We start from the raw sequence: 22,675 nt of genomic DNA on the forward strand, positions 1-22,675 counted from the left end.
TATTATATTAGTTTTTAGTTATTAGTTTGTTATCTGGTTCCGTTGTCTTAATCAAAATTTGGTCATTCTCAAAAATCAAAGGGGTTTCAGGAAAGTCAAGCTTCGTAAGGCGTTTCATTTCGTCAAACACCTTACAATCGTTGTCAAGTTCCAAGCCTTTCGCTTTCGTTTGTTTCACTGAAAGCACATTGGCATATAAGAAATTGCCTTTACGGTCAATTTTAATGTCGAGTAGTGGTGCAATCCCATTAGGTCCCTGCAAGTTAAATCTTCCGTAAGTGTTGAAATTCCCCATACTATAAGCAATAAACTTCCCGTTATACACCTCTACGGCACGTGTCACGTGAGGCCCGTGTCCCAATACTATATCAGCACCTGCGTCTATGACTGAGTGCGCAAATTTGTGTACATTTCCTCGGTTCTCTCCAAAGAACATTTCATTAGTTTTCGGCACTCGCGTGTTCTTTGCTCCTTCTGCCCCTCCGTGGAATGAAACAATAAGAATATCTACTTGCGGGCGCAATTCTTTCACCAAATCGGTAGCTTGCTCTATATTGTTCACCGACAGCATATTACTGTTAGGCGAAAAAGCGCAGAAACCATACTTCACACCGTCTTTTTCAAATACCACCGACTTGTTTTCCACAGGTCCTGCGTGGTATATCCCTACTTCATCAAGTATCTTAGCAGTGTTGCGTCGTCCTTTTTCGCCAAAGTCGTTCGCGTGATTATTAGCCGTACTCAGCAGGTTGAACCCCGCCTCTTTAATGATCTTCCCATAGCGATCGGGCATACGGAAAGCATAGCAACTGCCCTCTTCCGAGTTCTTGCACTTGTCGGAATCGCCACTATTGAGTATCGCCCCTTCTAAGTTGCCAAATACAATATCACCTTTCAAGTAAGGTTTTACATATTTAAAACTGTTCACCGCATCGTCTTTCGGCAAATACCCCGAAGGAAACCCCGAGCCTATCATCACATCACCTACTGCTACTATCGTAAGCGTATCCTTGGTAGGAAGTGCTAAACTATCAATAATAGTACGCGGTAAAGTGTCTATCTGTGCAGTGGCATACCCACTGATACTTAAGGCTATTAACAACAGAATTCTTCGCATCTCGTTCTTTCTTATTTTTCGGCAATCACATCAATACCGCCTTTAACGGTCTGATTGAGTTGCACATTTACTTTTGTTCCCAAAGGCAAATACACGTCCACACGCGACCCAAATTTGATAAAACCCGCATCTTCACCTTGAACGGCAGTATCGCCCACTTTGGCATAATTCACAATGCGCTTGGCAAGGGCTCCGGCTATTTGTCGGTACAACACTTCACCGAACACAGGGTTATCTACCACTATGGTGGTACGTTCGTTTTCTTCTGAAGCCTTCGGGTGCCACGCTACTAAGTATTTCCCTGGGTGATACTCGCTGTAAGTAATTTTTCCTCCTAAAGCATAACGCGTTACGTGCACATTGATAGGCGACATAAAAATAGATATCTGCAAGCGTTTGTCTTTAAAGTATTCTTTTTCAAACACTTCTTCAATCACTACTACTCTACCGTCTACCGGAGCAATAATATGATTGTCATTCTTTTGGGTGGCGCGTTTAGGATTTCTAAAGAACTGCAAAATAGCAATCAGAAACAAGATAGCTAATAGCTGTATAGCCTTTTTAAGCCACACTATATCCACGAAATATTGCGCTACGAGTGACACGCCTATCACGATGAACAGCGTAACAAGAATAATCTTAAAACCTTCTTTATGAAACATTGTATTCAATTATTTTAGGGTGCAAAGATACGAAAGAATTAACAAATTGCAACGCATAGCAAATATTTTTCAACCACAATTCTTTGTCTTCCCTATTTTTTTAGTACTTTTGCCCTCTGACATCACAACCTATAAAACTATTGCATTTTTTTCAGTATATAGCCTATTTTAACACTTTTTTTTCAATACTCAAAATTGAAGTTTTTACTAATTGATATACAGTTTAATAAGACCTTAGCTTCGGTTTACCTTCGCCTTAGCTTCGTCTTAGCTTCGCTCTAACACCATCTAAAACATAAGGCAACTTTAACACTCATTTAACTGATTAATAAGTGTTTAATAATTTTCATTGCATTAAAGATAAAAAAGTGTTTTATTTATTTTTTATTGAATAAAATGCAGTGTTTTTATATATTTTAACATTTTTTTTCTCAGTTTTCTAATATAACGTGTGTTCTGTGTTATCCGTGCGAAACTAACAAACACCTTTGATGCTCTATTTAAATAGTATTTTAACTTGTAGTTTCGTGAAATCTGATAGCAAAGCTATAAATCCGTGCACATTACAATACAGTCTTTTCTGTATTTAGAGAGTTTATCAACGTACAAATCCGTGTGTTCCGTGTTATCCGTGCGAGACTAACAAGCATCTTTGATGCTCTATTTATTTGATTTTATTATAAAAAATAAACGCATAACTTAATATAATGAATTATATAGAATACAATTTTACAATTACCCCGATGGGCGTTGCCTCCGAAATATTAGTAGCCGAACTCGCTGAAGTGGGCTTTGAAAGTTTTGTAGATACCGAAACAGGCTTGCAGGCTTATATACAAGAACCGCTTTGGAATGCCAATATACTCGCTGATATACAGATACTTCACAGCGAAGAGTTTCAAATTACCTATACCCACCAAACTATCGAACAGGTGAATTGGAACGAGGAATGGGAAAAACATTTTGAGCCTATCACAGTAGATGACCAGTGTACTGTGCGCGCTACTTTTCACCTCGAGGCGCATACTCCTTATGAAATCGTCATTGATCCCAAAATGAGTTTCGGTACAGGACATCACGAAACGACTTATATGATGTTGCAGTTCTTGCTGAAAGAGGAACTCAACGGTAAAAAAGTGCTCGATATGGGCTGTGGTACCAGCGTGCTCGCGATTATGGCAGCTAAGCGCGGAGCTACCCAGGTGCTCGCTATTGATGTAGATGAGTGGTGTGTAGAGAACTCTATCGAGAACGTACAACGCAACGGCTGTGAGCACATCAAGGTACAGCTCGGCAATGCCGATAGCTTAGCACACGAGAAAGATTTTGACCTCATTATCGCCAACATCAACCGCAACATTCTCTTAAACGACATACCACAGTACGCACCAGCCCTCAAAGCAGGAGGCTCCCTCTTGCTCAGCGGTTTTTACAAAGAAGATATGCCTCTCATTATCGCAAAAGCTGAAGAATACGGCTTGCAGTACGTTGAAAATTTAGAGCGTAATAACTGGGTAGCGGTGAAATTTCAAAAACAAGCGTAATGAATACTTTCACCGATAAAATCATCAACTTCAATACACATTTGGTGTATCACGATGCGCTTCCCAAAGACTTTGCAGTGCTGAACCCTTATACTGATAATCCTGAAACTATGCAAGTGATGCGCGCTTTTTACGAAAAATTCTACAACGATAATCACACAAGACGCTTTATCATTGGCATCAATCCCAGTCGACACGGGGCGGGGGTTACGGGGGTACCATTTACAGATACCAAGCGCCTGCAAAGCGAGTGTGGCATTACAATGGCTTCAGCACATACGCACGAAGTATCTTCGGTTTTTATGTATGAATTGATAAAAGCATACGGCGGAGTAGCTAAGTTCTACAATGATTTTTATATCAATTCACCTTTCCCCTTAGCGATTGTGCGCAAGGCAAAGGACGGCAAATGGCTCAATGCCAATTACTACGATGATGAGGCGCTTTTTAACTGCTTAAAAGGCTATATGATTGAAACGCTCAAACAACATATCGCCTTAGGGGTAGACGCTCGCAAAGTATTTGTACTCGGCAAAAAGAACGCTACTTTCTTGCAGAAATTGAATAAAGAAGCGAATTTATTCGGAGAAATGGTCGTGTTAGAACACCCTCGCTTTATCCAACAGTACAAATCAAAAGAAAAACAACTCTATATTGATAAGTTTTTGATGAGTTTTGACAATAATTGATGAAACAATACGACGTTCTTATCATAGGTAGCGGACTTTCGGGACTCTTTTCGGCTTTGCTATTGGCAAAAGCGGGAAAGAGGGTATGCGTATTGGAGAAAAATCAGCAATATGGGGGTAATTTGCAGACGTTTGTGCGCTCTAACACGCTGTTTGACACAGGAGTGCATTACGTAGGGAGTCTCGCTGAAGGTCAGGTGTTGCACGAATACTTTAAAGACGTAGGCATTGCCGATAGTCTTTCCTTAGAACGCCTTGATATCAATGGTTTTGACCGTATTGCTTTTGGCGACACCCCTAACACTCTCTATCCTCACGCTCAAGGTTATGACAATTTCATTGCACAGCTCCTCCCCTACTTTCCTAATGAAAAAAAAGCTTTAGAGGAGTATGCTCACACGATGCAAAGCATTTGCGACCGCTTTCCGCTCTACCGCCATAAAGAGGCTGTAGCAGAATACGATGTGCATACCCTTTCCTTAAAACTCCTCGATTTTCTCAACCATCTTACTGATAACGAGCGACTCAAAGCGGTGCTCTTGGGCTCTAACTTTCTCTACGGCGGTGCTGATGAACAAACACCTTTGTACGTACACGCGCTTTCGGTCAATTCGTATATAGAAAGCGCTTGGCGATTGCAACACGGTGGCTCTCAAATCACTGATTTGCTCATCGCTCAATTGCGACAACACGGCGCTGACCTCTTTAACAACCGCGAAGTAATTGGGTTTGAGTACGGCGAAGAAATTACTATCAGCAAGGTGCTTACTAAGCAAGGTGAGGTATTTAAAGCAAACCAAATCATCTCGGCTATAGATGTGAAGCAACTGCTGAACATCACTGGCAAAGCACCTTTTAAACCGTCGTTCTACAAGCGAGTGCAGGGCTTACAACCTACAGTCGCTGCTTTTTCTTTACACTTGACACTCAAGCCCGATAGTTTCCCTTATCTGCCTTACAACATATATTGGTTTAAGGACAATGCCAGCGTTTACAATTCTCCCAATTATCCTACCAACGACTTTCCGCTATCGTATATGCTCTCAATGAATCCGCCAGCCAGCGGAGGGGCTTATAGCGATAATGCTACCCTTCTCACCTATATGAATGCCAGCGAACTACAGCGTTGGCAGGAATCGTTTGCTACCAATACTGAAGGCAGTCCGCGAGGGGTTCAATACGAACTTTTCAAGCGCCAACGCGCTATGGATTTGCTCGATGTGGTGGCACAGCAATTCCCTACACTTAAGAGCTGTATCAGTCGTTACTATACTTCCACTCCCCTCACCTATCGCGATTATATAGGTAACCCTACAGGAGCTTTATACGGCTACAAAAAAAACGCTTCCCGTATAATGGAAAGCGTTTTTATGCCACAAACTCACATCAAGAATCTGTATGTTACTGGTCAGAGTGTTGCGATGCACGGCTTAGTAGGAGTTACTATCAGTGCGGTGCTAACTACTAAAATGTTGCTTGCAACTCCTTAAATTCCCCCTTTCAAGGAAGTCCGCGAGAGCGGAGTATGTGAGGGGGATGTTCTACCAAATCTTAATGCGGTCTTCAGGTTTTTTATAGAGTTTATCACCTTCTTTTACATCAAAGGCTTTGTACCAAGCATCTACATTCACTATAGGGCCGAATGAACGGAAGTAACCCGGACTGTGAGGGTCGGTTTTTACTTGGTTAGTGAGGTACTTATCAGTAGAAAGGGTGCGCCATACAGTTCCCCAAGAGATGAAGAAACGTTGATCTTGTGTAAAACCACTGATTTTATCTACATTCCCTTTGTCTTTGAGGTACATTTGCAAAGCGTCAAAAGCGATGTTCACCCCACCAAGGTCGGCGATGTTTTCACCACTGGTAAAAGTACCATTTACGAAAATACCTTTTACAGGTTCGTATTGGTCGTATTGTTTAGCAAGGGCTTTGGTAGCATTCTCAAAGTTGGCTTTATCTTCAGGAGTCCACCAATTCTTAAGGTTTCCATCAGCGTCGAACTCAGCACCACTATCGTCAAATCCGTGAGTCATTTCGTGACCGATAACTGCCCCAATACCTCCGAAGTTCACCGCAGGGTCGGCTTCAAAATTGAAGAAAGGAGGTTGCAAAATAGCAGCTGGGAACACGATTTCGTTGTATAGTGGATTGTAGTAAGCGTTCACGGTTTGAGGTGACATACCCCATTTAGTTTTATCTACAGGTTTGCCTACTTTTTCCAAACTCTTTTGGTAAGCCCATTCGTTTACACGTTGCAAATTGGTGTAGTACACAGTTTTAGCAGCAGGTTCAACTACCAATTTAGAGTAATCTTCCCACTTGTCAGGATAGCCTACTTTTACCGTAAAACGGTTGAGTTTTGCTAAAGCTTTTTCTTTGGTAGCATCAGACATCCAAGTGAGATCTTTGATGTGTTGAGCAAAGCTTTTTTTGAGGTAATCCACCAAAGTAACCATTTCTTCTTTAGCTTTAGCAGGGAAGTATTTTTCAACGTACAATTTACCGAACGCTTCTCCCAAAATACCGTTGATTACCGCAAGCGCGCGTTTGTTCATCGGGCGTTGTTCTTCTTGTCCTTGCAAGTATTTGTTGTAGAAATTAAAAGAAAGCTCATCGAGTTCTTTGGTGAGGTTGCTCGCGTTATCGGCTACTAATTGGTAACGGAGGTAATCTTTGATAAGGGGCAAGCTCTTTTCGTTGAGCAATTGGTCGTATTGTTTGTACAAGCGAATTTCGGAAACTACCACTTTATCAGTATTTACCCCTACGTTCTTGAGCAACTGAGGCAAGTTGATGTTTTTCACCAATTTGCTAAGCTCAGCCATTGTTTGAGGGTTGTAGCTGAGGTTAGGGTTGCGGTCTTCCTCATTGGTGAGCATCAGTTTTGCCACTTTGCGTTCAAAATCAACAATTTGTTTAGCTTTTTCAGCAGCTTTGTCGTCTTTGAGCACTTTGAAGATAGCGGCTACATACTCTTGGTATTTGTTCAAGGCTTCGGTGTTTTCCTTGCTATCCTTTTGGTAGTAATCGCGCCCCATACCTATGCTGAAGTTGCCGAGGTACACGGTATTCATATTAGAATCCTTCATATCGGCGTACACGCCCCAAGCGCAGATAGGGTTTTCACCTTCGCGAGTTACCTCTTCCAAATACTTTTGAAGGTCGGCCAAGGTTTTGATATTGTCGATTTTAGTGAGATAGCCTTCAATAGGTTTGAGACCTTCGGCATCGCGCTTTTTCCAATCGATAAACGACTCGTACAAGTCTTTGATTTTCTGACCTTCTGTACCTTGAGCGAAGTTTTCTTTGAGGAGGTTATCGAGTATGAGCAAGCAATTCTCATCAGTTTGCTCGCGCAAGATATGGAAAGCCCCCCACGTAGGTTTATCAGCTGGAATTTTAGCGGTTTTAGCCCACGAGCCATTCACAAAGTTGTAGAAATCATCTTGCGGACGCACGGTAGTATCCATTTCAGCAAGGGCGATCCCCTTGTCAGCATTTTTGTCTGTCATTTCGCTGTTTGATTTAGAGTTATTTCCGCCACAAGCAACCATCAGGGTTGCGGACGAAAACAACAGTGCGGTTTTTACTGTTTTTTTCATTTGTATATTATTTAATAGTGAAGTTCAATCCTTTATGTTCGCCCAAGGCGTAGTAGTGTTTGAAGTTGTAAATAAGGGAGTCCCATTTGAGAGGGTCTATTTTATTGCCGTCCATCACGAGATAGTCTTCAGCGTGCACTTGTACAAATTTGAGTTCAACTAATGCATATTTTTTGCGTTCGTGGAGATGAGTTACTTTGGCTTCTGCCTGAATAGGACACTCGGCAATGCGTGGCGGTTTTACTTTTTCTGAAGAAATAGCGGTAAATCCTCCTATGGAGAATTTATCATCTGTATAAGTGTACTTAGCTGCTTTTTGCTCTGGCACAGGATTTTTGGTTGTGTAAGGAGCTATGGCTTCTACTTTTTCCCACATTTGAGCAGTGGGCAGGTTAAAGACTGCTTCAGGCACTGCCTTTACATTATCATACGCCTGATTAAGCTTCACTAAAGCCATTCCCGCATCACCCATTAAAGTAAAATTGCAGGTGATAGGGGTAATATCGGTATTTCCTTCCTTATCAGTAGTAGTAAGGAGTACTACGGGAAAACCGTAATAAAACATATTAGGAATAAATGATTGCATACTATTTAATTTATGGCACAAAGGTACAAAATTTAATCGGGAATTCAATAAAATATTTATCAAAAAGTTTTTATATGCTAGTTCCCTATATAATTACTTTTTGTATTCTTATCTCACCAATTTTTTATATTTAATACGTGTAGGCGTTACTTCTTTGCCGAGGCGTTTTTTCTTGTTCTCTTCGTATTCGGAGAAGCTGCCTTCAAAGAAATAGACTTGTGAGTCACCTTCAAAAGCTAAGATATGGGTACAGATACGGTCTAAGAACCAGCGGTCGTGTGAGATGACTACGGCACAGCCTGCAAAGTTTTCTAAACCTTCTTCTAAAGCGCGGAGGGTGTTCACATCGAGGTCGTTTGTAGGTTCGTCAAGCAGCAACACATTGCCTTCTTCTTTGAGGGTCATCGCAAGGTGCAAGCGGTTGCGTTCACCTCCTGAAAGGGTAGCTACCTTTTTGTTCTGCTCACTACCACCAAAGTTAAAACGGCTCAGATAAGCGCGAGAATTCACTTGACGCCCCCCCATCATAATGAAGTCTTGTCCGCCAGAAAAGTTTTCCCAAATAGATTTTTCGGGGTCTATCTGTTTGTGAGTTTGGTCTACATAAGCGATTTTAACAGTTTCGCCTACAAGGAACTCGCCACTATCAGGTTGTTCTTCGCCCATTATCATACGGAAGATAGTAGATTTACCCGCTCCATTAGGACCTATCACCCCTACGATACCCGCTTGAGGGAGTACAAAGTTCAAATCATCGTACAGCAATTTATCGCCAAAAGCTTTAGCAACGTGACGCGCTTCAATGACATTGGTACCCAAACGAGGGCCGTTAGGGATGTATATTTCGAGTTTTTCTTCGAGCTGCTTTTGGTCTTCATTGAGCAAGCGGTCATAGTTTTGCAAACGCGCTTTTTGTTTGGCTTGACGACCTTTAGCCCCTTGACGCACCCACTCGAGCTCACGCTCCAACACCTTTTGGCGTTTGCTTTCAGTCTTTTGTTCTTGAGCCAAACGTTTCGCTTTTTGGTCGAGCCAAGAAGAGTAATTACCTTTCCAAGGAATACCCTCGCCGCGGTCGAGTTCAAGAATCCAGCCAGCAACATTGTCTAAGAAGTAACGGTCGTGTGTAACGGCAATTACCGTACCAGCATACTGTTGTAAGTGTTGTTCTAACCACAGAACAGACTCGGCATCTAAGTGGTTGGTAGGCTCATCAAGCAATAATACATCAGGTTGTTGCAAGAGCAAACGACAAAGAGCTACCCTACGGCGTTCCCCCCCTGAAAGTACTTTGATAGGAGTATCAGGCTCAGGGGTACGGAGGGCCTCCATAGCTACTTCCAACTGGTTGTCCAGCTCCCAAGCGTTGAGTGCATCAATTTTATCTTGTAACTCAGCTTGTTTATCCATCAACTTTTGCATCTTATCGGGGTCGGAATAGTTTTCTTCCAGCGCAAAAAGGTCGTTGATATGATTGAACTCGTCTAAGAGTTTTACAGTTTCGGCTACCCCTTCGCGTACTACCTCAATGACAGTTTTTTCATCGTTTAGATGCGGCTCTTGTTCAAGATAACCTACCGTATAATTAGGGGCGAATACTACTTCGCCTTGGTAGTTTTTATCGATTCCTGCAATGATTTTTAAAAGAGAAGATTTACCAGAGCCGTTGAGCCCGAGTATACCAATTTTAGCCCCATAGAAGAAGCTGAGGTAAATATCCTTAAGTACTTGCTTATTAGTAGATGAATAGGTCTTGCTTACCTTATTCATTGAAAAGATGATTTTTTTGTCGTCGGCCATAGTTTATTGTAAAGTAGAAAATGAATAGTAAATGAAATCATTAAAGATTCTCATTACAAGTGCAAAAATATAAAAATAATATCAAGTAAACAAATTTTGGCTCACATATACTCTGCAAACTGTAAAATTATATTTCTATAACTAATTGAATTATAACTTTGTAATAAATAATATACTTCATACTACAAAAATAATTGCTAAAAAATTTGGTTTATATTATAAACCAACTTATATTTGCAACGAATTTATAACATTAAATATTTTAAACTATGGAATTACAAGTAGCCGACAGCTTGAAAATCATTCAGTCTGTCATCAATCAACGAAAACAAAAGTACGAAGAGAACGGTTTCTTCCTCATCTTTTGGAGTGTGCTCATTATGCTTTCTGGTATTATTCAGTTTGTGATGCTCATCGCGGACTATTATCCTAAACAATCAGGATTTGTTTGGTTGATATTAATGCCTCTCGGGTTCTTTTATAGCTTATGGATAAAAATTAAAAGTACGAAGCGCAAAAAAGCCGAAAAAAGCTATAATGATTGGACGGATTGGCTTTGGTTTATAGCAGGTATTAATGCCATAATAGCCTTCTTAATCCCTTGGTCAATCTTTGACTCTTTTCTCACTGCTTTTTTAATAATCTATCTGCCTTTCACGTTTGTAACTTTAACAATGGCGTTACAAATGAAAATGAAGCTATGGATAGTTGCCTGTGTATTGGCATTTATAATTATTTACGCCATACAATTTATTTCTTTTAGTCAAGAAATTTTTCTACCTTTAGTCAGTAGCATTATGGCGGGTTTACTATTCTTAATACCTGGTATTCAATTTCATAACGAATATAAAAAAAGAAACAATGTTCGCTGATTTAGACCCTATTTTGCACTCACAGCTTCGTTTGGCTATCGTCTCTCTATTGGTATCTGAAGAAAAAGCTGATTTTGCCCGTATCAAAGAGGCAACTCAAGCTACCTCTGGCAATATTTCTGTACAAATCCAGAAGTTAGAAACAGCTGGATATATCAGTATTAAAAAGAGTTTTAAAGATAACTACCCGAATACTGAAGTACAACTCACCAAAAAAGGTCTTTTAGCTTTTGAGCAATATGTAGAGGCATTAAAAAGCTATATTAGCCGTTAGCTATATCACTCGTTAGTCGTTTGCTTTTAACGACTAACGAGTGATGTTAAATAATTGATGTATCTCCTTTGCCTTCACGTAGTACTTCTGGAACATCTCCTGAGAGGTCAATCACCGTAGAAGCTACATTATCACCATAACCTCCATCAATCACTATATCTACACGATTTTGCCATTTCTCAAAAATAAGTTCTGGATCGGTGGTATATTCTATCACATCATCTTCATCATAAATAGAAGTAGATACAATAGGGTTCCCTAATTTCTCTACAATTGTACGTGCGATTAAGTTATCAGGAATACGGATACCTACTGTTTTTTTCTTCTTAAAATCTTTAGGTAAATTATTATTACCCTGCATAATGAAAGTATAAGGACCTGGTAAGGTACGTTTCAACAACTTAAAAGTACTTGTATCTATTTGTTTTACGTAATCTGATAAGTTTTTTAAATCAGAGCACACAAAAGAGAAGTTTGCCTTTTCGAGCTTTACACCTTTGATACGAGCAATTTTTTCAAGCGCCTTGGTATTAGTAATATCACAGCCCAATCCGTAGACGGTATCAGTAGGATAAATAATCAGTCCTCCACGACGAAGGACTTCTACTACCCTATTTATATCTTTTTCATTGGGATTTTCATTATATATCTTTATAAACTCAGCCATTTTTCAATGATTAACAGTTATTGATTAATTCTTATAGTAGTAAATTTACAGTAAGAGATAAGCTTTTTGTCTTGATTTGTTACTTTTATTTCCCATAACTGGAGCATTCTACCTGCATTCACACATATTGCCTTAGCATAGAGTGTATCCCCTACCCTACCCGCTCGCACGTGATTAGCACTTAGTTCTATCCCTCGTATCTGCTCTCCTTCTTCTCGGTAAAGCAAATAAGCTCCTAAACTCCCTGCAGTTTCAGCCAGTGCCAATGTAGCTCCTCCGTGAAGCACTCCATCTATTTGGGTAACACGTTCGGTAACCGGCATACTAAGAGTAATTGTATCTTCAGTAACTTCAGCAATTTCCATTTGCCAATCACGCATTAGATTATTAGGTGGTAATGTTTTCCAGAGTTGTTGTAAGGATTCTTTATTCATATGTTTTACCTAAAAAACTTAGGAAGTTTTACAAGATTACAAACCGTAATTTTAAGGTTCTAATTCCTTTGCCTTAATGCTATCTAACAAAGTGCGATACTCATCGGCTAAGTAAAACTGAGTACCAATAGCATCAAAAATAGCATCTTGTGAAAGTACCCATTGCGGTACTTCGTTAGGTATTTTACCATCGTTGCTATCGAAATAGTCTTGACGCCACTGCTTACTGTCGTAATAAGCTACCAACTGGTCATACTCGGGCTGGATTGCTTTCCATTCTTCCAATACTTCTTGAGCTTTAGTAAGAACGTTTTCTAATTTAGTAAGAATGTTGTTCATCTTACTAATATTTTCATATCGCTTGTTCATTGTTTATTTAAGAAATTAGGTTATTGTTTTAATTAATGCTATCATATTCGATAATAAACACTTCTTCATCGTCGTGTTTTAGATAGTATATTTCGCGACCGAGTTTCTCCTTACCTTCTTCGGTGTAAAGAGATTGAAGTTCTTTTTTATCCTTTTCAATCTCCTTTTTAAGGAATTGTTTTTGTTTATTGAGCTTTTCTCTTTCTTTATTGAGTTCGTGGTGAGTAAGTATAGAATTGGCATCAAAGAAAGACATCCATATTATAAAAAAGAATAATATGACAAGGTATAATTTATAGCCCCTCAATAAAGAAAGATATTCAAGTAACTTTTTCATTATTTTTGAAATATACGGTTATGCACTATGGTTTTAATGATATCAATAGCTACCTTATTGCGCTTATTGTTAGGAATAATAATATCGGCGAACTCTTTAGCAGGTTCAATGAACTCTAAATGCATAGGCTTTAAAGTGGTTTGATAGCGGTTGAGCACTTCGTTTACATCACGACCTCTCTCGGTTGTATCACGTTTGATACGGCGTATAAGCCGTTCATCAGAATCGGCGTGCACAAATATTTTAATATCGAAAAGTTCACGTATATCGGGGTGTGAAAAGATAAGAATGCCTTCTACAATTACGACTTTAGTAGGTTTAACTAAAATAGTTTCCTTAGTACGATTATGCTCTACAAATGAATAAGTAGGGCTTTGAATATCCCTTCCTTCTTTTAATGCCAATAGATGTTCTTTGAGCAAATCAAAATCGATAGAATTGGGGTGGTCGAAATTGATTTTGGTACGGTCAGAAAAGCTAAGATGACTCAAATCTTTATAGTAAGAATCTTGTGAAATAACGGTAACTTCCTCTCCTGAGAGTTCTTTAATAATTTGATTAACAACGGTTGTTTTACCACAACCTGTTCCTCCTGTAATTCCTATAATAAGCATCTTTGATGTATTTTGGGGCAAAAGTATAAAATACTCGTCAATTGACAAAGTAAAACTTAAAAATCGTCTATGAGAAGTTTTTTTAGTGATTGGTCTTTACATACTACAGTAACAAGTGTGCGTTCTTATAAAGTTTTCGCAATTCATCTCGTACTTCCATTAGGGCAAATCCTAAGAGGTTCTTACCGCGCCACGAAGCGATGCTGTGCGCTTTTTCGTTGTCTTTACCTAAACCAATGCCCCAAATGGTATCAAGAGGGCTGGCTTCTACTAATATCTTATCACTGGTAGATAAAAGAAAATCCATCATTACTTTGTTTTGGGTGAATTTGTAGTAATTGCCGTTGAGCACTATGCTGTATTTCACCTTATCCCATATTGCAGGGTGGAAATTGCGCACCTTTCTGCCTAAAGCTTTCATCAGGTTAGGATCGTGGGTGCTCATTATTTCCTTTTCTACTTCTTCATCGTCAAACAAGCGCGCTTTTTCAGCCATCATATACTGTTCAGCACAGAAATATTTATCGGCATTTACTCTGAAAGATGAAGGTTGCCATTGCGAAAAACAAGACTCGTCTACCACATCAGTATTGGGTTTCCAAAAGAAGAGATACTTGAGCTTTTTAGATGAATTGATAAAAGTTTCTTTGGAATATTTACACATTCCCTTAGGCTGCCAAAAGGAAATACTTCCAAAGTAATAATCCTCTTCATTATCAACAATATCTTGGGATAATTTACCGTCATTGTTAATCATTTTCCAATTGTTGTGATGCCAAAAAGAAGGATAAGGAAAGTGTTTTTGATACTCTTGCTGTTGTTGAGGTGTAAGTGAGTCGTACCAATTCCAAAACTGATAGCGGTATTCTTCGCCATAGCCCATACGCCAGCCCATCGTAAATTCAGAAAGTTCAGGATATTGAATCCACTGTGGGGGCATTAGTTTGTTATCTTTATTCATAAGGATTTTTTTGATGCAAAAGTAAGAGATTATTGGCAAATTAGCAAATGTACTGTTAATATCACAGTGCGAGCCACACGGGCAGGTGTAAGCCACACAGGCAAATAATAAAGTTTGAACAAACAAGTTATGGATAAAAAATAATAAAAACATCCCCCCTATTCACATACTCTGCTCTCGCAGACTTCCTTCAAAGGGGGAGTATAGCGACGCAAAGACGAACAAAGAACGAAGGAATGAAGAACGATGAGTGGATCATCATCGGCTCTATATCGGCTCTATATCGGCTTTACATCGGCTCATCAGCGAATAAATGACGAATAAATGACGAAGATAACCTCCCCCTATCCCCCTCCAAAGGGGGAATTGTAGCGACGCAAAGACGAAGGAAAGACGGAGGAAGTAGCACGGGCAGATGGACAAATGACGAACAAAGAACGAACAAAGAACGAACAAAAGACGAAAGAATGACGAAGATAACCTCCCCCTATTCACATACTCTGCTCTCGCGCTGTGCACATACCCAGCTGTGAGCCCTCGCTGGCTATCTCCAAAGGGGGAATTGTAGCGACGCAAAGACGAAGGAAAGACGGTGCGAGCCGCACGGGCAGATGGACAAATGACGAAGGAAGAATAAAGATTAGATGATAGTTAGTAAGTGGATTTCAACATAGCTGAAGTTTGAAACTTTGGCTAAGTTGATATAAAGACGGTGGGAGTTGTAAGGGCAATCATATCACGACAGGCAATTAGAAATTTTGCAAAGTGCAGAAAGCAAATTTGCAAATCAATTTTGATAGGCTATTATGCTTTTGGAATATAAGATTTAACATAAAGTTTGGCTATGTAAAAAAAAAGTACTACTTTTGCAAATTGAAAAAATTAGATTAATATTTTTTAGAAATGAATATAAACAGAGAGCAAGTAGATGCTTTGAATGCTGTCATTAAGATAGCGATTGAAAAAAACGACTACTCCGATAAAGTAGAGAAAGTACTAAACGATTACAGAAAAACCGCTTCTATTCCTGGTTTTAGAAAGGGTCACGTACCTGCGGGAATGATTAAAAGACAATACGGCAAAGCGGTGAAATTCGACGAGATTAACCGTGTGTTACAAGACTCGTTGTACAAATACATAGGGGATGAAAAACTCAATATTTTAGGTAACCCATTACCTAAAGAAAAACAAGATATCAACTTAGATGCCGATGACTTTACTTTTGAGTTCGAAATAGGATTAGCACCTGCTATTGAAGTGGATTTGAAACCTAAAAAAGGTATCGTTCGCTACGAAATTACTGTAACTGATGACCAAATCGACAAACAAGTAGAGCGCATTCAGAAACAATTTGGTAAACTTGTGGCTAAAGGCGAAGTGATTGATGACGACAGTCTTGAGGTAACGGGTACTTTCTTCAACGAGGAAAAAGGGATAGACTCTCAAGCTACTTTCACTTTGGAAGAACTCAGCGATGGCGTGCGCAAAGAGTTTGTAGGCAAAAAGATAGGTGACCAATTTCAATTGCAAACTAAAGGGTTGTTTAAAGATGCTCACAGCCTAATGCACTACCTCAAAGTATCGCACGACGAGGCGCACCACTTGGACGTGGAAGTTACTTTCACCCTCGAAGAAGTGAACGAGCGCCAAGGTGCTGCCTTAGACCAAGAGTTGTTTAACAAACTCTTCCCTGATGGTTCTGTTACCAGCGAAGAGCAATTGCGCGACAAGATAAGAGAAGGCGCTCAGCAACAATACAACGAGCAAGCCGACCAGCATTTCTTGAATACTGTTACTGATTATTTGGTGGATAACACTCAGTTTGACCTCCCTGTTGCTTTCCTTAAAAAATGGTTGCGTACCGCTGGTGAAAAAGAATTGACTGAGCAAGAAGCTGAAGAAGAATACACGCGCTCAGAAAGAGGTTTGCGTTACCAACTCATTGAGGGTAAAGTAATGGAAGAACACGACTTGCACCCTAAATTTGAAGAACTGAAAGACTTTGCTCGTACTTATATCAAAGGACAGCTGTCACAATACGGTATGCCTACGGACGACGATAGCTACGTAGATGGTATCGTAGACCGTGTGTTGCAAAACCGAGAAGAAGTGCAACGCATTCAGCAACAGTTGGTATTTAAAAAACTCATTGAGTTCTACAAAGAAAATGCTAATACGGATGTGAAGAAAGTTACTTTCGACGAGTTTGTGAAAGTTGCTTTCCCTGAATAGCTCCTGCACTTTATCAAAGTTTGAGACTTTGACAAAGTTATAAAGATTAACAAAACCAGTCCAAAATTGCTAATAAAAATACCATTATTGTGTGATAATTTGGCAATTTTGGACTACCCTTTTTAAGTAAAAAGTAAGAGGTAAAAGGTAAAAACAGCTTATCATATTATACCTCTTCATTAATCATTAACAATTAATCATTAAAAAAGTGAATTTATCAGACGAATTTAGAAAATATGCTACCAAAGAACGCGGCGTAAACAGTTTGTACTACGATAAGATTATCGGCAGTATGACGCCTTACATTATGGAGGAACGCCAGCTGAATGTAGCCCAAATGGATGTGTTTTCCCGATTGATGATGGACAGAATCATCTTTCTTGGCACTGACGTAAACGACCAAGTAGCGAATATTGTTACTGCACAATTGCTTTTCTTGGAAAGCGTGGATAGCAGTAAAGATATCCAAATCTATATCAACTCACCTGGTGGTAGTGTGTACGCTGGCTTAGGTATGTACGACACTATGCAGTTCGTAAAACCGGATGTAGCCACTATTTGTACAGGCATCGCGGCTTCGATGGCTGCTGTATTACTATGTGCAGGAGCTGAGGGCAAACGCTCAGCGCTTCCTCACTCACGCGTGATGATTCACCAACCTTCAGGAGGGGCACAAGGGGTAGCCAGCGATATGGAAATTAACCTCAAAGAAATGTTGAAACTCAAAAACGAACTCTACGAAATCATCGCCAAACACTCTAAGCAACCTTTCGCTAAAGTGTATAAAGATTCAGAACGTGACTACTGGATGATAGCACGCGAAGCTAAAGAATACGGTATGATTGACGAGGTGTTAGAAAGAAAATAAATGGCTAAAAAAGAAGTAGAATATTGTTCGTTCTGCGGTCGTGCAGAACCCGAAACCGAGATGCTTATTCGCGGTATGGCTGGTAATATATGCAATTATTGCGTAGAACAAGCTAATATCATCATAGAAGAAGCATTCGGGACGAAAGCTCAAAAAGGCAAGCCAGTAGCATTAGGCGATATGACTCTCAGAACGCCACAAGAAATCAAGGCGTTCCTCGACCAATATGTAATAGGTCAGGATTTTACCAAGAAAATTCTATCAGTGGCAGTATACAACCACTACAAGCGTTTGCAACAGCCTGATGCCGACGATGAAGTGGAAATACAAAAGAGCAACGTGATAATGGTAGGCGAAACGGGTACAGGAAAAACCTTAGTAGCGCGTACCATTGCCAAAATGCTGAACGTGCCTATCGCTATTGTAGATGCTACAGTACTTACTGAAGCAGGCTATGTGGGTGAAGATGTGGAGAGTATCCTCTCTCGTCTTTTGCAAGCAGCCGACTATGATGTGGAAAAAGCGGAACGTGGCATCGTGTTTATTGACGAAATTGATAAAATCGCACGCAAGAGCGACAATCCTTCGATTACTCGTGATGTATCGGGCGAAGGGGTTCAGCAAGCTTTGCTGAAACTCCTCGAAGGCTCTGTGGTGAACGTACCTCCCAAGGGCGGACGCAAGCACCCCGACCAGAAGTATATTGAAGTAAACACCGAACACATCTTGTTTATTGCAGGAGGGGCTTTTGACGGCATTGAGCGTGTCATTTCTAAACGTCTGAATATGCAAGCGGTGGGTTATAATTCGTCTAAAAACACACAGGTAGACCGCAAGAATTTGGTGCAGTACATCATACCAAAGGACTTAAAAGATTTCGGTTTAATACCTGAAATTATAGGACGTTTGCCGGTGCTTACCTATATGAATCCATTGGATAAGCACACGTTGCGTATGATTCTCACCGAGCCTAAGAACGCCATTATCAAACAGTATAAAAAACTCTTTGAGATGGATGGCATTAAATTTGATATTACCGAAGAAGCGCTTGACTATATTGTTGAAAAAGCTTTAGAGTATAAACTCGGTGCGCGTGGTTTGCGTTCGCTATGTGAGAATATTCTCACTGATGCGATGTTTGAGCTCCCTAATTCAGGGGTTAAAGAACTCACTGTTACGAGAGACTACGCCGAAGAAAAGCTCAATAAATCGGCTTTACAAATCGCTTCATAATATAAACGCTTTGCGTATCAAACTTTGTCAAAGTCTTAGAACTTTGACAAAGTCTATTATGTTAATTGTTAATTATTAATTGTGAATTGTCAATTGATTGAATATGGATACAACACAAATCATTCGCAATAGTCTCCTCAAAGCGGTTTCCTATGAAACTTATCGCAACCTAATAGACAAGTATGAATCGGAAGGAAAATCAAGTGGAGAAGAGCAGACAGAAGAACGCATATATTACACTGCTTTGAACCAAAAACGCTACAAACGCTTGGATAAGACCATAGAAATAGCTGAAGATAAAGCGCAATTCTTTGTAAACTATCCTAAAAGCGTTTGCTTATTGGTGATTGCTGAAAGCTGGTGCGCCGATGCCGCTCAAATCTTGCCTGTAGTGCATAAGATAGCTGAATTGAATCCCAAAATCACTATGAAACTTGTTTTTAGAGATGAAAATAACGAACTGATGAACCTTTTCCTTACCAATGGAGGCAAAGCGATACCGATAGTAGTGTTTTTAGACTTAGAAGATAAGGTATTGACGCATTGGGGGTCTCGCCCTTCGGTAGCTACCAAAATGGTGGAAGAGGAAAAAGCTAAAAACGGCAAACTCACTCCTGAATTTAAAGAAGAACTACAAAAATGGTACAACCAAGACAAAGGAGCTACCATTGTAGACGATTTCACAAAGATAATGAAAACATTGTAACCTCAATTATTAATTTAAAATACAAGTTATATGAAAAAACTAATAATAATGATGGCTTTAGGAGCCTTTTCTACTGTATCAATCAAAGCACAAGATGCGACAACAACTTCATTTAGTTCACAACAAACAGTTTCAACTACTGTGGCAGTAGAGCCTGAAGAAGTAAAGCCTACTACTCTACCCGAACAGTTCCAACGTATGATTGATAAGGCAGGTTCTTGGCAAAACTACAAAATGTTTGACAAAGCTAAGCTTGCCAGCTTTCAACGCAGTATGGCAGATAGTGTGAATAACATAAAATCACGTCTTGCTGCTGAAAAGGAAACTGTAAAAACTCACGAAGAAACTATCAAGACACTAAATGATAACATAGCTTCTTTACAAACTACTTTAGATCAAACTCGCAATGAGAAAGATAGTATGAACCTATTTGGGGCTTTGTTATCCAAAGGCTTGTACAATACGATTATGTGGGGTATTGTTATTGCTTTAGGAGTATTGTTGGTACTATACATTTACAAATATTCTAACGGAAACATTATTACAAGAAGATCGCTTCACCAATTATCAGAATTGCAAGACGAATACGAAAGTTATCGCAAAGCTGCTATTGAACGCGAACAAAAAGTGCGCCGTCAGTTGCAAGACGAAATCAACAAACACCGTTAAACCGATGCGCATTGATATTATATCAGTAGTGCCTGAACTGATGCAAGGCTTTTTTGAGTACTCTATCATTAAGCGCGCGATTGATAAACAACTCGTAGAGGTGTATTTTCACAACCTACACGACTATGCGAATAATGCTTACCGCCAAGTAGACGATTATCAATTCGGTGGTGGAGCAGGAATGGTGCTAATGATAGAACCTATTGATAAGTGTATCTCGTCTCTCAAAGCGGAACGTGACTATGACGAGGTGATTTTCCTCACCCCTGATGGCGATACATTCAAACAAAAGACGGCTAACCAACTCTCGTTGGCTGAAAATATCATCATCTTGTGTGGACACTTTAAAGGAGTAGACCAACGCGTACGCGACCACTTTATCACCAAAGAAATCTCTATAGGCGACTATGTGCTTTCAGGAGGGGAATTGGGAGCAGCAGTGCTTTGCGATGCAGTGATTCGCCTTATTCCAGGGGTACTCTCTGACGAAACCTCAGCTCTTACGGATTCGTTCCAAGACAACTTATTAGCACCACCTGTTTATACACGTCCGGCTAATTACAACGGTTGGGAAGTACCTGAGATACTTACCAGTGGTAATACTCCTAAAATAGAGCAATGGCGGGAAAATATATCTTATGAACGCACAAAAGCCAAACGCCCCGACTTACTGAAATAACTAAAAATAATCCTTATGAATAAAAACTTAGCTTATACTTACGGAGCTTCCGATGTCGCCCTTATAGGGGAAACTATTGACCAAAACCTCCGTAGAACTGTAGAAAAATTTGCTGATAAAGAAGCACTCATCTCTGTGCACCAAAACTATCGTGTTACTTATGCTGAATTTTACCAGCAAGTAACAGCTGTAGCCAAAGGGCTTATCGCTTTAGGGGTAAAACAAGGCGATAGAGTAGGCATTTGGTCTCCTAATTGTTATGAGTGGACACTCTTACAGTACGCTACTGCCAAGATAGGAGCGATAATGGTGAATATCAACCCTACTTACCGTACCAGTGAACTTATTTATGTAATCAATCAATCGGGAATATCACATATTTTTGCTGCTCTTGAATTTAAGAGCAGTAATTACAAGAAGATGATAGACGATGCGCGTGAGTTTACTGAATCCCTCCGCAAAGAAGTCTACTGGGGTGAAAGCTGGGAGCGCTTCTTAGCGCACGGCGAGAAAGTTACTGATGAGAAACTGCTTTCTTTTGAAGAAAAAGTACAGTTTGACGACCCCGTGAATATACAATATACTTCAGGAACGACAGGTAACCCCAAAGGCGTAACCCTCACCCACCATAATATCCTCAACAATGGTTATTTCATCGGTATACGAATGAATTATAGTGAAAGGGATAGAGTGTGCATACCAGTGCCCTTTTACCACTGTTTTGGAATGGTAATAGGCAATCTTGCTTGTACTGCTCACGGCGCTACTATGGTAATTCCTAATGACAGTTTCGATGCTACTAAAACGCTTGAAGCCGTAGAAAGAGAAAAGTGTACTTCGCTTTATGGTGTGCCTACGATGTTCATATCTGAACTCTATATATTAGATAAACACCCTTATGATTTGTCAAGTTTGCGTACGGGCGTAATGGCTGGGGCTTTGTGTCCTCCTGAAATTATGAAACGCGTGAAGGAGCAAATGAATATGCACGAAATAACCATTTGCTACGGTATGACAGAAACTTCTCCTGTATCTACACAAACTAAGATAGGTGCTCCTTTTGAAAAACAAATCCACTCAGTAGGGACTATTCACGACCATCTCGAAATTAAGATTATCAATCCTGAGACCAAAGCTATTGTACAACGTGGTGAAAATGGCGAACTTTGCACACGTGGCTACTCGGTAATGCTGAAATATTGGAATAGTCCTGAGGCTACCAAGCAGGTAATAGATGAACAACGCTGGATGCACTCTGGTGACTTAGCAATGATGGATGAAGACGGCTATATCCACATCTCAGGTCGTATTAAAGATTTGATTATTCGTGGAGGTGAGAATATTTCACCTAAAGAAATTGAGGACTTCCTCTATACTTATGAAGGAGTAATGGATGCCCAAGTGATTGGCGTACCGAGCAAGAAATACGGTGAAGAGGTGATGGCGTGGATCAAACCTAAAGAAGGTGTTACCCTTACTGAACAAGAACTCCACGACTTCTGCAAAGGACGTATTGCTCATTACAAAGTGCCTCGTTATTGGAAGTTTGTAGACGAATTCCCAATGACCATCTCTGGCAAGATTCGCAAAGTAGAAATGCGTGAAATATCAGCCAGAGAACTCGGCTTAGAGGATGAAGATTAAGGCAAAGAAACTATTTCCTCTGTCACTTTATTTATCTGTAGGGAGTTATTATAGAGCAAAGTCAAGTTCAGTCGCATATTACAACAAATAAGATATAATACATAAAAAATGGCGCG

Annotated in this window: 23 protein-coding genes; 12 read left to right on the top strand and 11 right to left on the bottom strand. The window is 40.0% G+C overall.

The genetic code is table 11. From position 1 onward, the window contains the following. Nucleotides 1-7 precede the first annotated feature (7 nt). Entirely contained in the window at nucleotides 8-1,117 is a 1,110-nt protein-coding gene (locus RCZ04_RS07500; protein WP_460485399.1) for a CapA family protein, read from the bottom strand. An 11-nt stretch (nucleotides 1,118-1,128) separates the two neighbouring features. Then, nucleotides 1,129-1,779, bottom strand: coding sequence for a phosphatidylserine decarboxylase (locus RCZ04_RS07505; RefSeq protein ID WP_460485400.1), 651 nt, complete (start codon nucleotides 1,777-1,779; stop codon nucleotides 1,129-1,131). Between the two features lie 707 nt (nucleotides 1,780-2,486). Between RCZ04_RS07505 and prmA the strand changes: the two genes are divergently transcribed. Genes prmA through RCZ04_RS07520 form a run of 3 tightly spaced genes read left to right on the top strand, consistent with a single transcriptional unit; the run spans nucleotide 2,487 to nucleotide 5,502 of the window. Further along, a complete protein-coding gene (gene prmA / locus RCZ04_RS07510; RefSeq protein ID WP_460485401.1) occupies nucleotides 2,487-3,323 on the top strand; it encodes a 50S ribosomal protein L11 methyltransferase in 837 nt (278 codons plus the stop codon). Next, the gene (locus tag RCZ04_RS07515) at nucleotides 3,323-4,012 is read left to right on the top strand and encodes an SMUG2 DNA glycosylase family protein (RefSeq protein ID WP_460485403.1); all 690 of its coding nucleotides are present in this window, start codon (nucleotides 3,323-3,325) and stop codon (nucleotides 4,010-4,012) included. Before prmA ends, RCZ04_RS07515 begins: the two co-directional genes overlap by 1 nt. After that, entirely contained in the window at nucleotides 4,012-5,502 is a 1,491-nt protein-coding gene (locus RCZ04_RS07520; protein WP_460485404.1) for a phytoene desaturase family protein, read from the top strand. The genes RCZ04_RS07515 and RCZ04_RS07520 overlap by 1 nt, the downstream gene beginning before the upstream one ends. 51 nt (nucleotides 5,503-5,553) lie before the next feature. Here the strand turns inward: RCZ04_RS07520 and RCZ04_RS07525 are convergent, their stop codons facing one another. From RCZ04_RS07525 to ettA, 3 genes are all read right to left on the bottom strand, one after another. Further along, nucleotides 5,554-7,614 carry a M13 family metallopeptidase gene (locus RCZ04_RS07525; protein ID WP_460485405.1) on the bottom strand — a complete coding sequence of 687 codons (2,061 nt, stop codon included), beginning with the start codon at nucleotides 7,612-7,614 and terminating at the stop codon, nucleotides 5,554-5,556. A gap of 7 nt (nucleotides 7,615-7,621) precedes the next feature. After that, entirely contained in the window at nucleotides 7,622-8,200 is a 579-nt protein-coding gene (locus RCZ04_RS07530) for a flavin reductase family protein (protein WP_460485406.1), read from the bottom strand. 108 nt (nucleotides 8,201-8,308) lie between these two features. Further along, the gene (gene ettA, locus RCZ04_RS07535) at nucleotides 8,309-10,000 is read right to left on the bottom strand and encodes an ABC transporter ATP-binding protein (protein WP_460485407.1); all 1,692 of its coding nucleotides are present in this window, start codon (nucleotides 9,998-10,000) and stop codon (nucleotides 8,309-8,311) included. 269 nt (nucleotides 10,001-10,269) lie between these two features. On the opposite strand from ettA, the gene RCZ04_RS07540 reads away from it, so the two are divergent. Together RCZ04_RS07540 and RCZ04_RS07545 are read left to right on the top strand one after the other, a co-directional pair. Further along, nucleotides 10,270-10,872 (top strand): hypothetical protein, encoded by a 603-nt coding sequence (locus RCZ04_RS07540; RefSeq protein ID WP_460485408.1) that lies wholly within the window; start codon nucleotides 10,270-10,272, stop codon nucleotides 10,870-10,872. After that, complete coding sequence (locus RCZ04_RS07545; protein ID WP_460485409.1) at nucleotides 10,862-11,146, top strand: winged helix-turn-helix domain-containing protein; 285 nt, start codon at nucleotides 10,862-10,864, stop codon at nucleotides 11,144-11,146. Before RCZ04_RS07540 ends, RCZ04_RS07545 begins: the two co-directional genes overlap by 11 nt. Nucleotides 11,147-11,192: 46 nt before the next feature. On the opposite strand, the gene RCZ04_RS07550 is transcribed toward RCZ04_RS07545, so the two are convergent. The 6 genes from RCZ04_RS07550 to RCZ04_RS07575 all read right to left on the bottom strand — a co-directional run bounded on the left by RCZ04_RS07550 (nucleotide 11,193) and on the right by RCZ04_RS07575 (nucleotide 14,528). Next, a complete protein-coding gene (locus RCZ04_RS07550; RefSeq protein WP_460485410.1) occupies nucleotides 11,193-11,813 on the bottom strand; it encodes an L-threonylcarbamoyladenylate synthase in 621 nt (206 codons plus the stop codon). A 17-nt stretch (nucleotides 11,814-11,830) separates the two neighbouring features. Next, complete coding sequence (locus RCZ04_RS07555; protein WP_460485411.1) at nucleotides 11,831-12,247, bottom strand: PaaI family thioesterase; 417 nt, start codon at nucleotides 12,245-12,247, stop codon at nucleotides 11,831-11,833. A 51-nt stretch (nucleotides 12,248-12,298) separates the two neighbouring features. Then, on the bottom strand, nucleotides 12,299-12,616 hold the full coding sequence (locus RCZ04_RS07560) for a DUF4298 domain-containing protein (RefSeq protein ID WP_460485412.1): 318 nt from the start codon (nucleotides 12,614-12,616) through the stop codon (nucleotides 12,299-12,301). A gap of 28 nt (nucleotides 12,617-12,644) precedes the next feature. After that, on the bottom strand, nucleotides 12,645-12,953 hold the full coding sequence (locus tag RCZ04_RS07565; protein ID WP_460485413.1) for a septum formation initiator family protein: 309 nt from the start codon (nucleotides 12,951-12,953) through the stop codon (nucleotides 12,645-12,647). Next, the gene (gene udk / locus RCZ04_RS07570) at nucleotides 12,953-13,567 is read right to left on the bottom strand and encodes a uridine-cytidine kinase (RefSeq protein ID WP_460485414.1); all 615 of its coding nucleotides are present in this window, start codon (nucleotides 13,565-13,567) and stop codon (nucleotides 12,953-12,955) included. The genes RCZ04_RS07565 and udk overlap by 1 nt, the downstream gene beginning before the upstream one ends. Before the next feature lie 103 nt (nucleotides 13,568-13,670). Continuing rightward, the gene (locus RCZ04_RS07575) at nucleotides 13,671-14,528 is read right to left on the bottom strand and encodes an NADAR family protein (RefSeq protein WP_460485415.1); all 858 of its coding nucleotides are present in this window, start codon (nucleotides 14,526-14,528) and stop codon (nucleotides 13,671-13,673) included. A 903-nt stretch (nucleotides 14,529-15,431) separates the two neighbouring features. Between RCZ04_RS07575 and tig the strand changes: the two genes are divergently transcribed. The 7 genes from tig (at nucleotide 15,432) to RCZ04_RS07610 (ending at nucleotide 22,559) form a co-directional block, all read left to right on the top strand. After that, nucleotides 15,432-16,760, top strand: a complete 1,329-nt coding sequence (gene tig / locus RCZ04_RS07580) for a trigger factor (RefSeq protein WP_460485416.1) — start codon at nucleotides 15,432-15,434, stop codon at nucleotides 16,758-16,760. Between the two features lie 208 nt (nucleotides 16,761-16,968). Next, the gene (gene clpP / locus RCZ04_RS07585; protein ID WP_460485417.1) at nucleotides 16,969-17,628 is read left to right on the top strand and encodes a Clp protease/crotonase-like domain-containing protein; all 660 of its coding nucleotides are present in this window, start codon (nucleotides 16,969-16,971) and stop codon (nucleotides 17,626-17,628) included. Next, nucleotides 17,629-18,861, top strand: a complete 1,233-nt coding sequence (gene clpX, locus RCZ04_RS07590) for an ATP-dependent Clp protease ATP-binding subunit ClpX (RefSeq protein WP_460485418.1) — start codon at nucleotides 17,629-17,631, stop codon at nucleotides 18,859-18,861. It abuts the gene before it with no gap. Between the two features lie 103 nt (nucleotides 18,862-18,964). Continuing rightward, on the top strand, nucleotides 18,965-19,567 hold the full coding sequence (locus RCZ04_RS07595; protein ID WP_460485419.1) for a thioredoxin family protein: 603 nt from the start codon (nucleotides 18,965-18,967) through the stop codon (nucleotides 19,565-19,567). A gap of 30 nt (nucleotides 19,568-19,597) precedes the next feature. Continuing rightward, nucleotides 19,598-20,236: a hypothetical protein gene (locus RCZ04_RS07600; RefSeq protein ID WP_460485420.1), complete on the top strand. Its 639-nt coding sequence runs from the start codon at nucleotides 19,598-19,600 to the stop codon at nucleotides 20,234-20,236. A 4-nt stretch (nucleotides 20,237-20,240) separates the two neighbouring features. Next, nucleotides 20,241-20,915 (top strand): tRNA (guanine(37)-N(1))-methyltransferase, encoded by a 675-nt coding sequence (gene trmD, locus RCZ04_RS07605; RefSeq protein WP_460485421.1) that lies wholly within the window; start codon nucleotides 20,241-20,243, stop codon nucleotides 20,913-20,915. A gap of 15 nt (nucleotides 20,916-20,930) precedes the next feature. Continuing rightward, nucleotides 20,931-22,559: an AMP-binding protein gene (locus RCZ04_RS07610; RefSeq protein ID WP_460485422.1), complete on the top strand. Its 1,629-nt coding sequence runs from the start codon at nucleotides 20,931-20,933 to the stop codon at nucleotides 22,557-22,559. The last annotated feature ends 116 nt before the right edge of the window (nucleotides 22,560-22,675 follow it).

Source organism: Capnocytophaga sp. HP1101 (assembly GCF_054772415.1).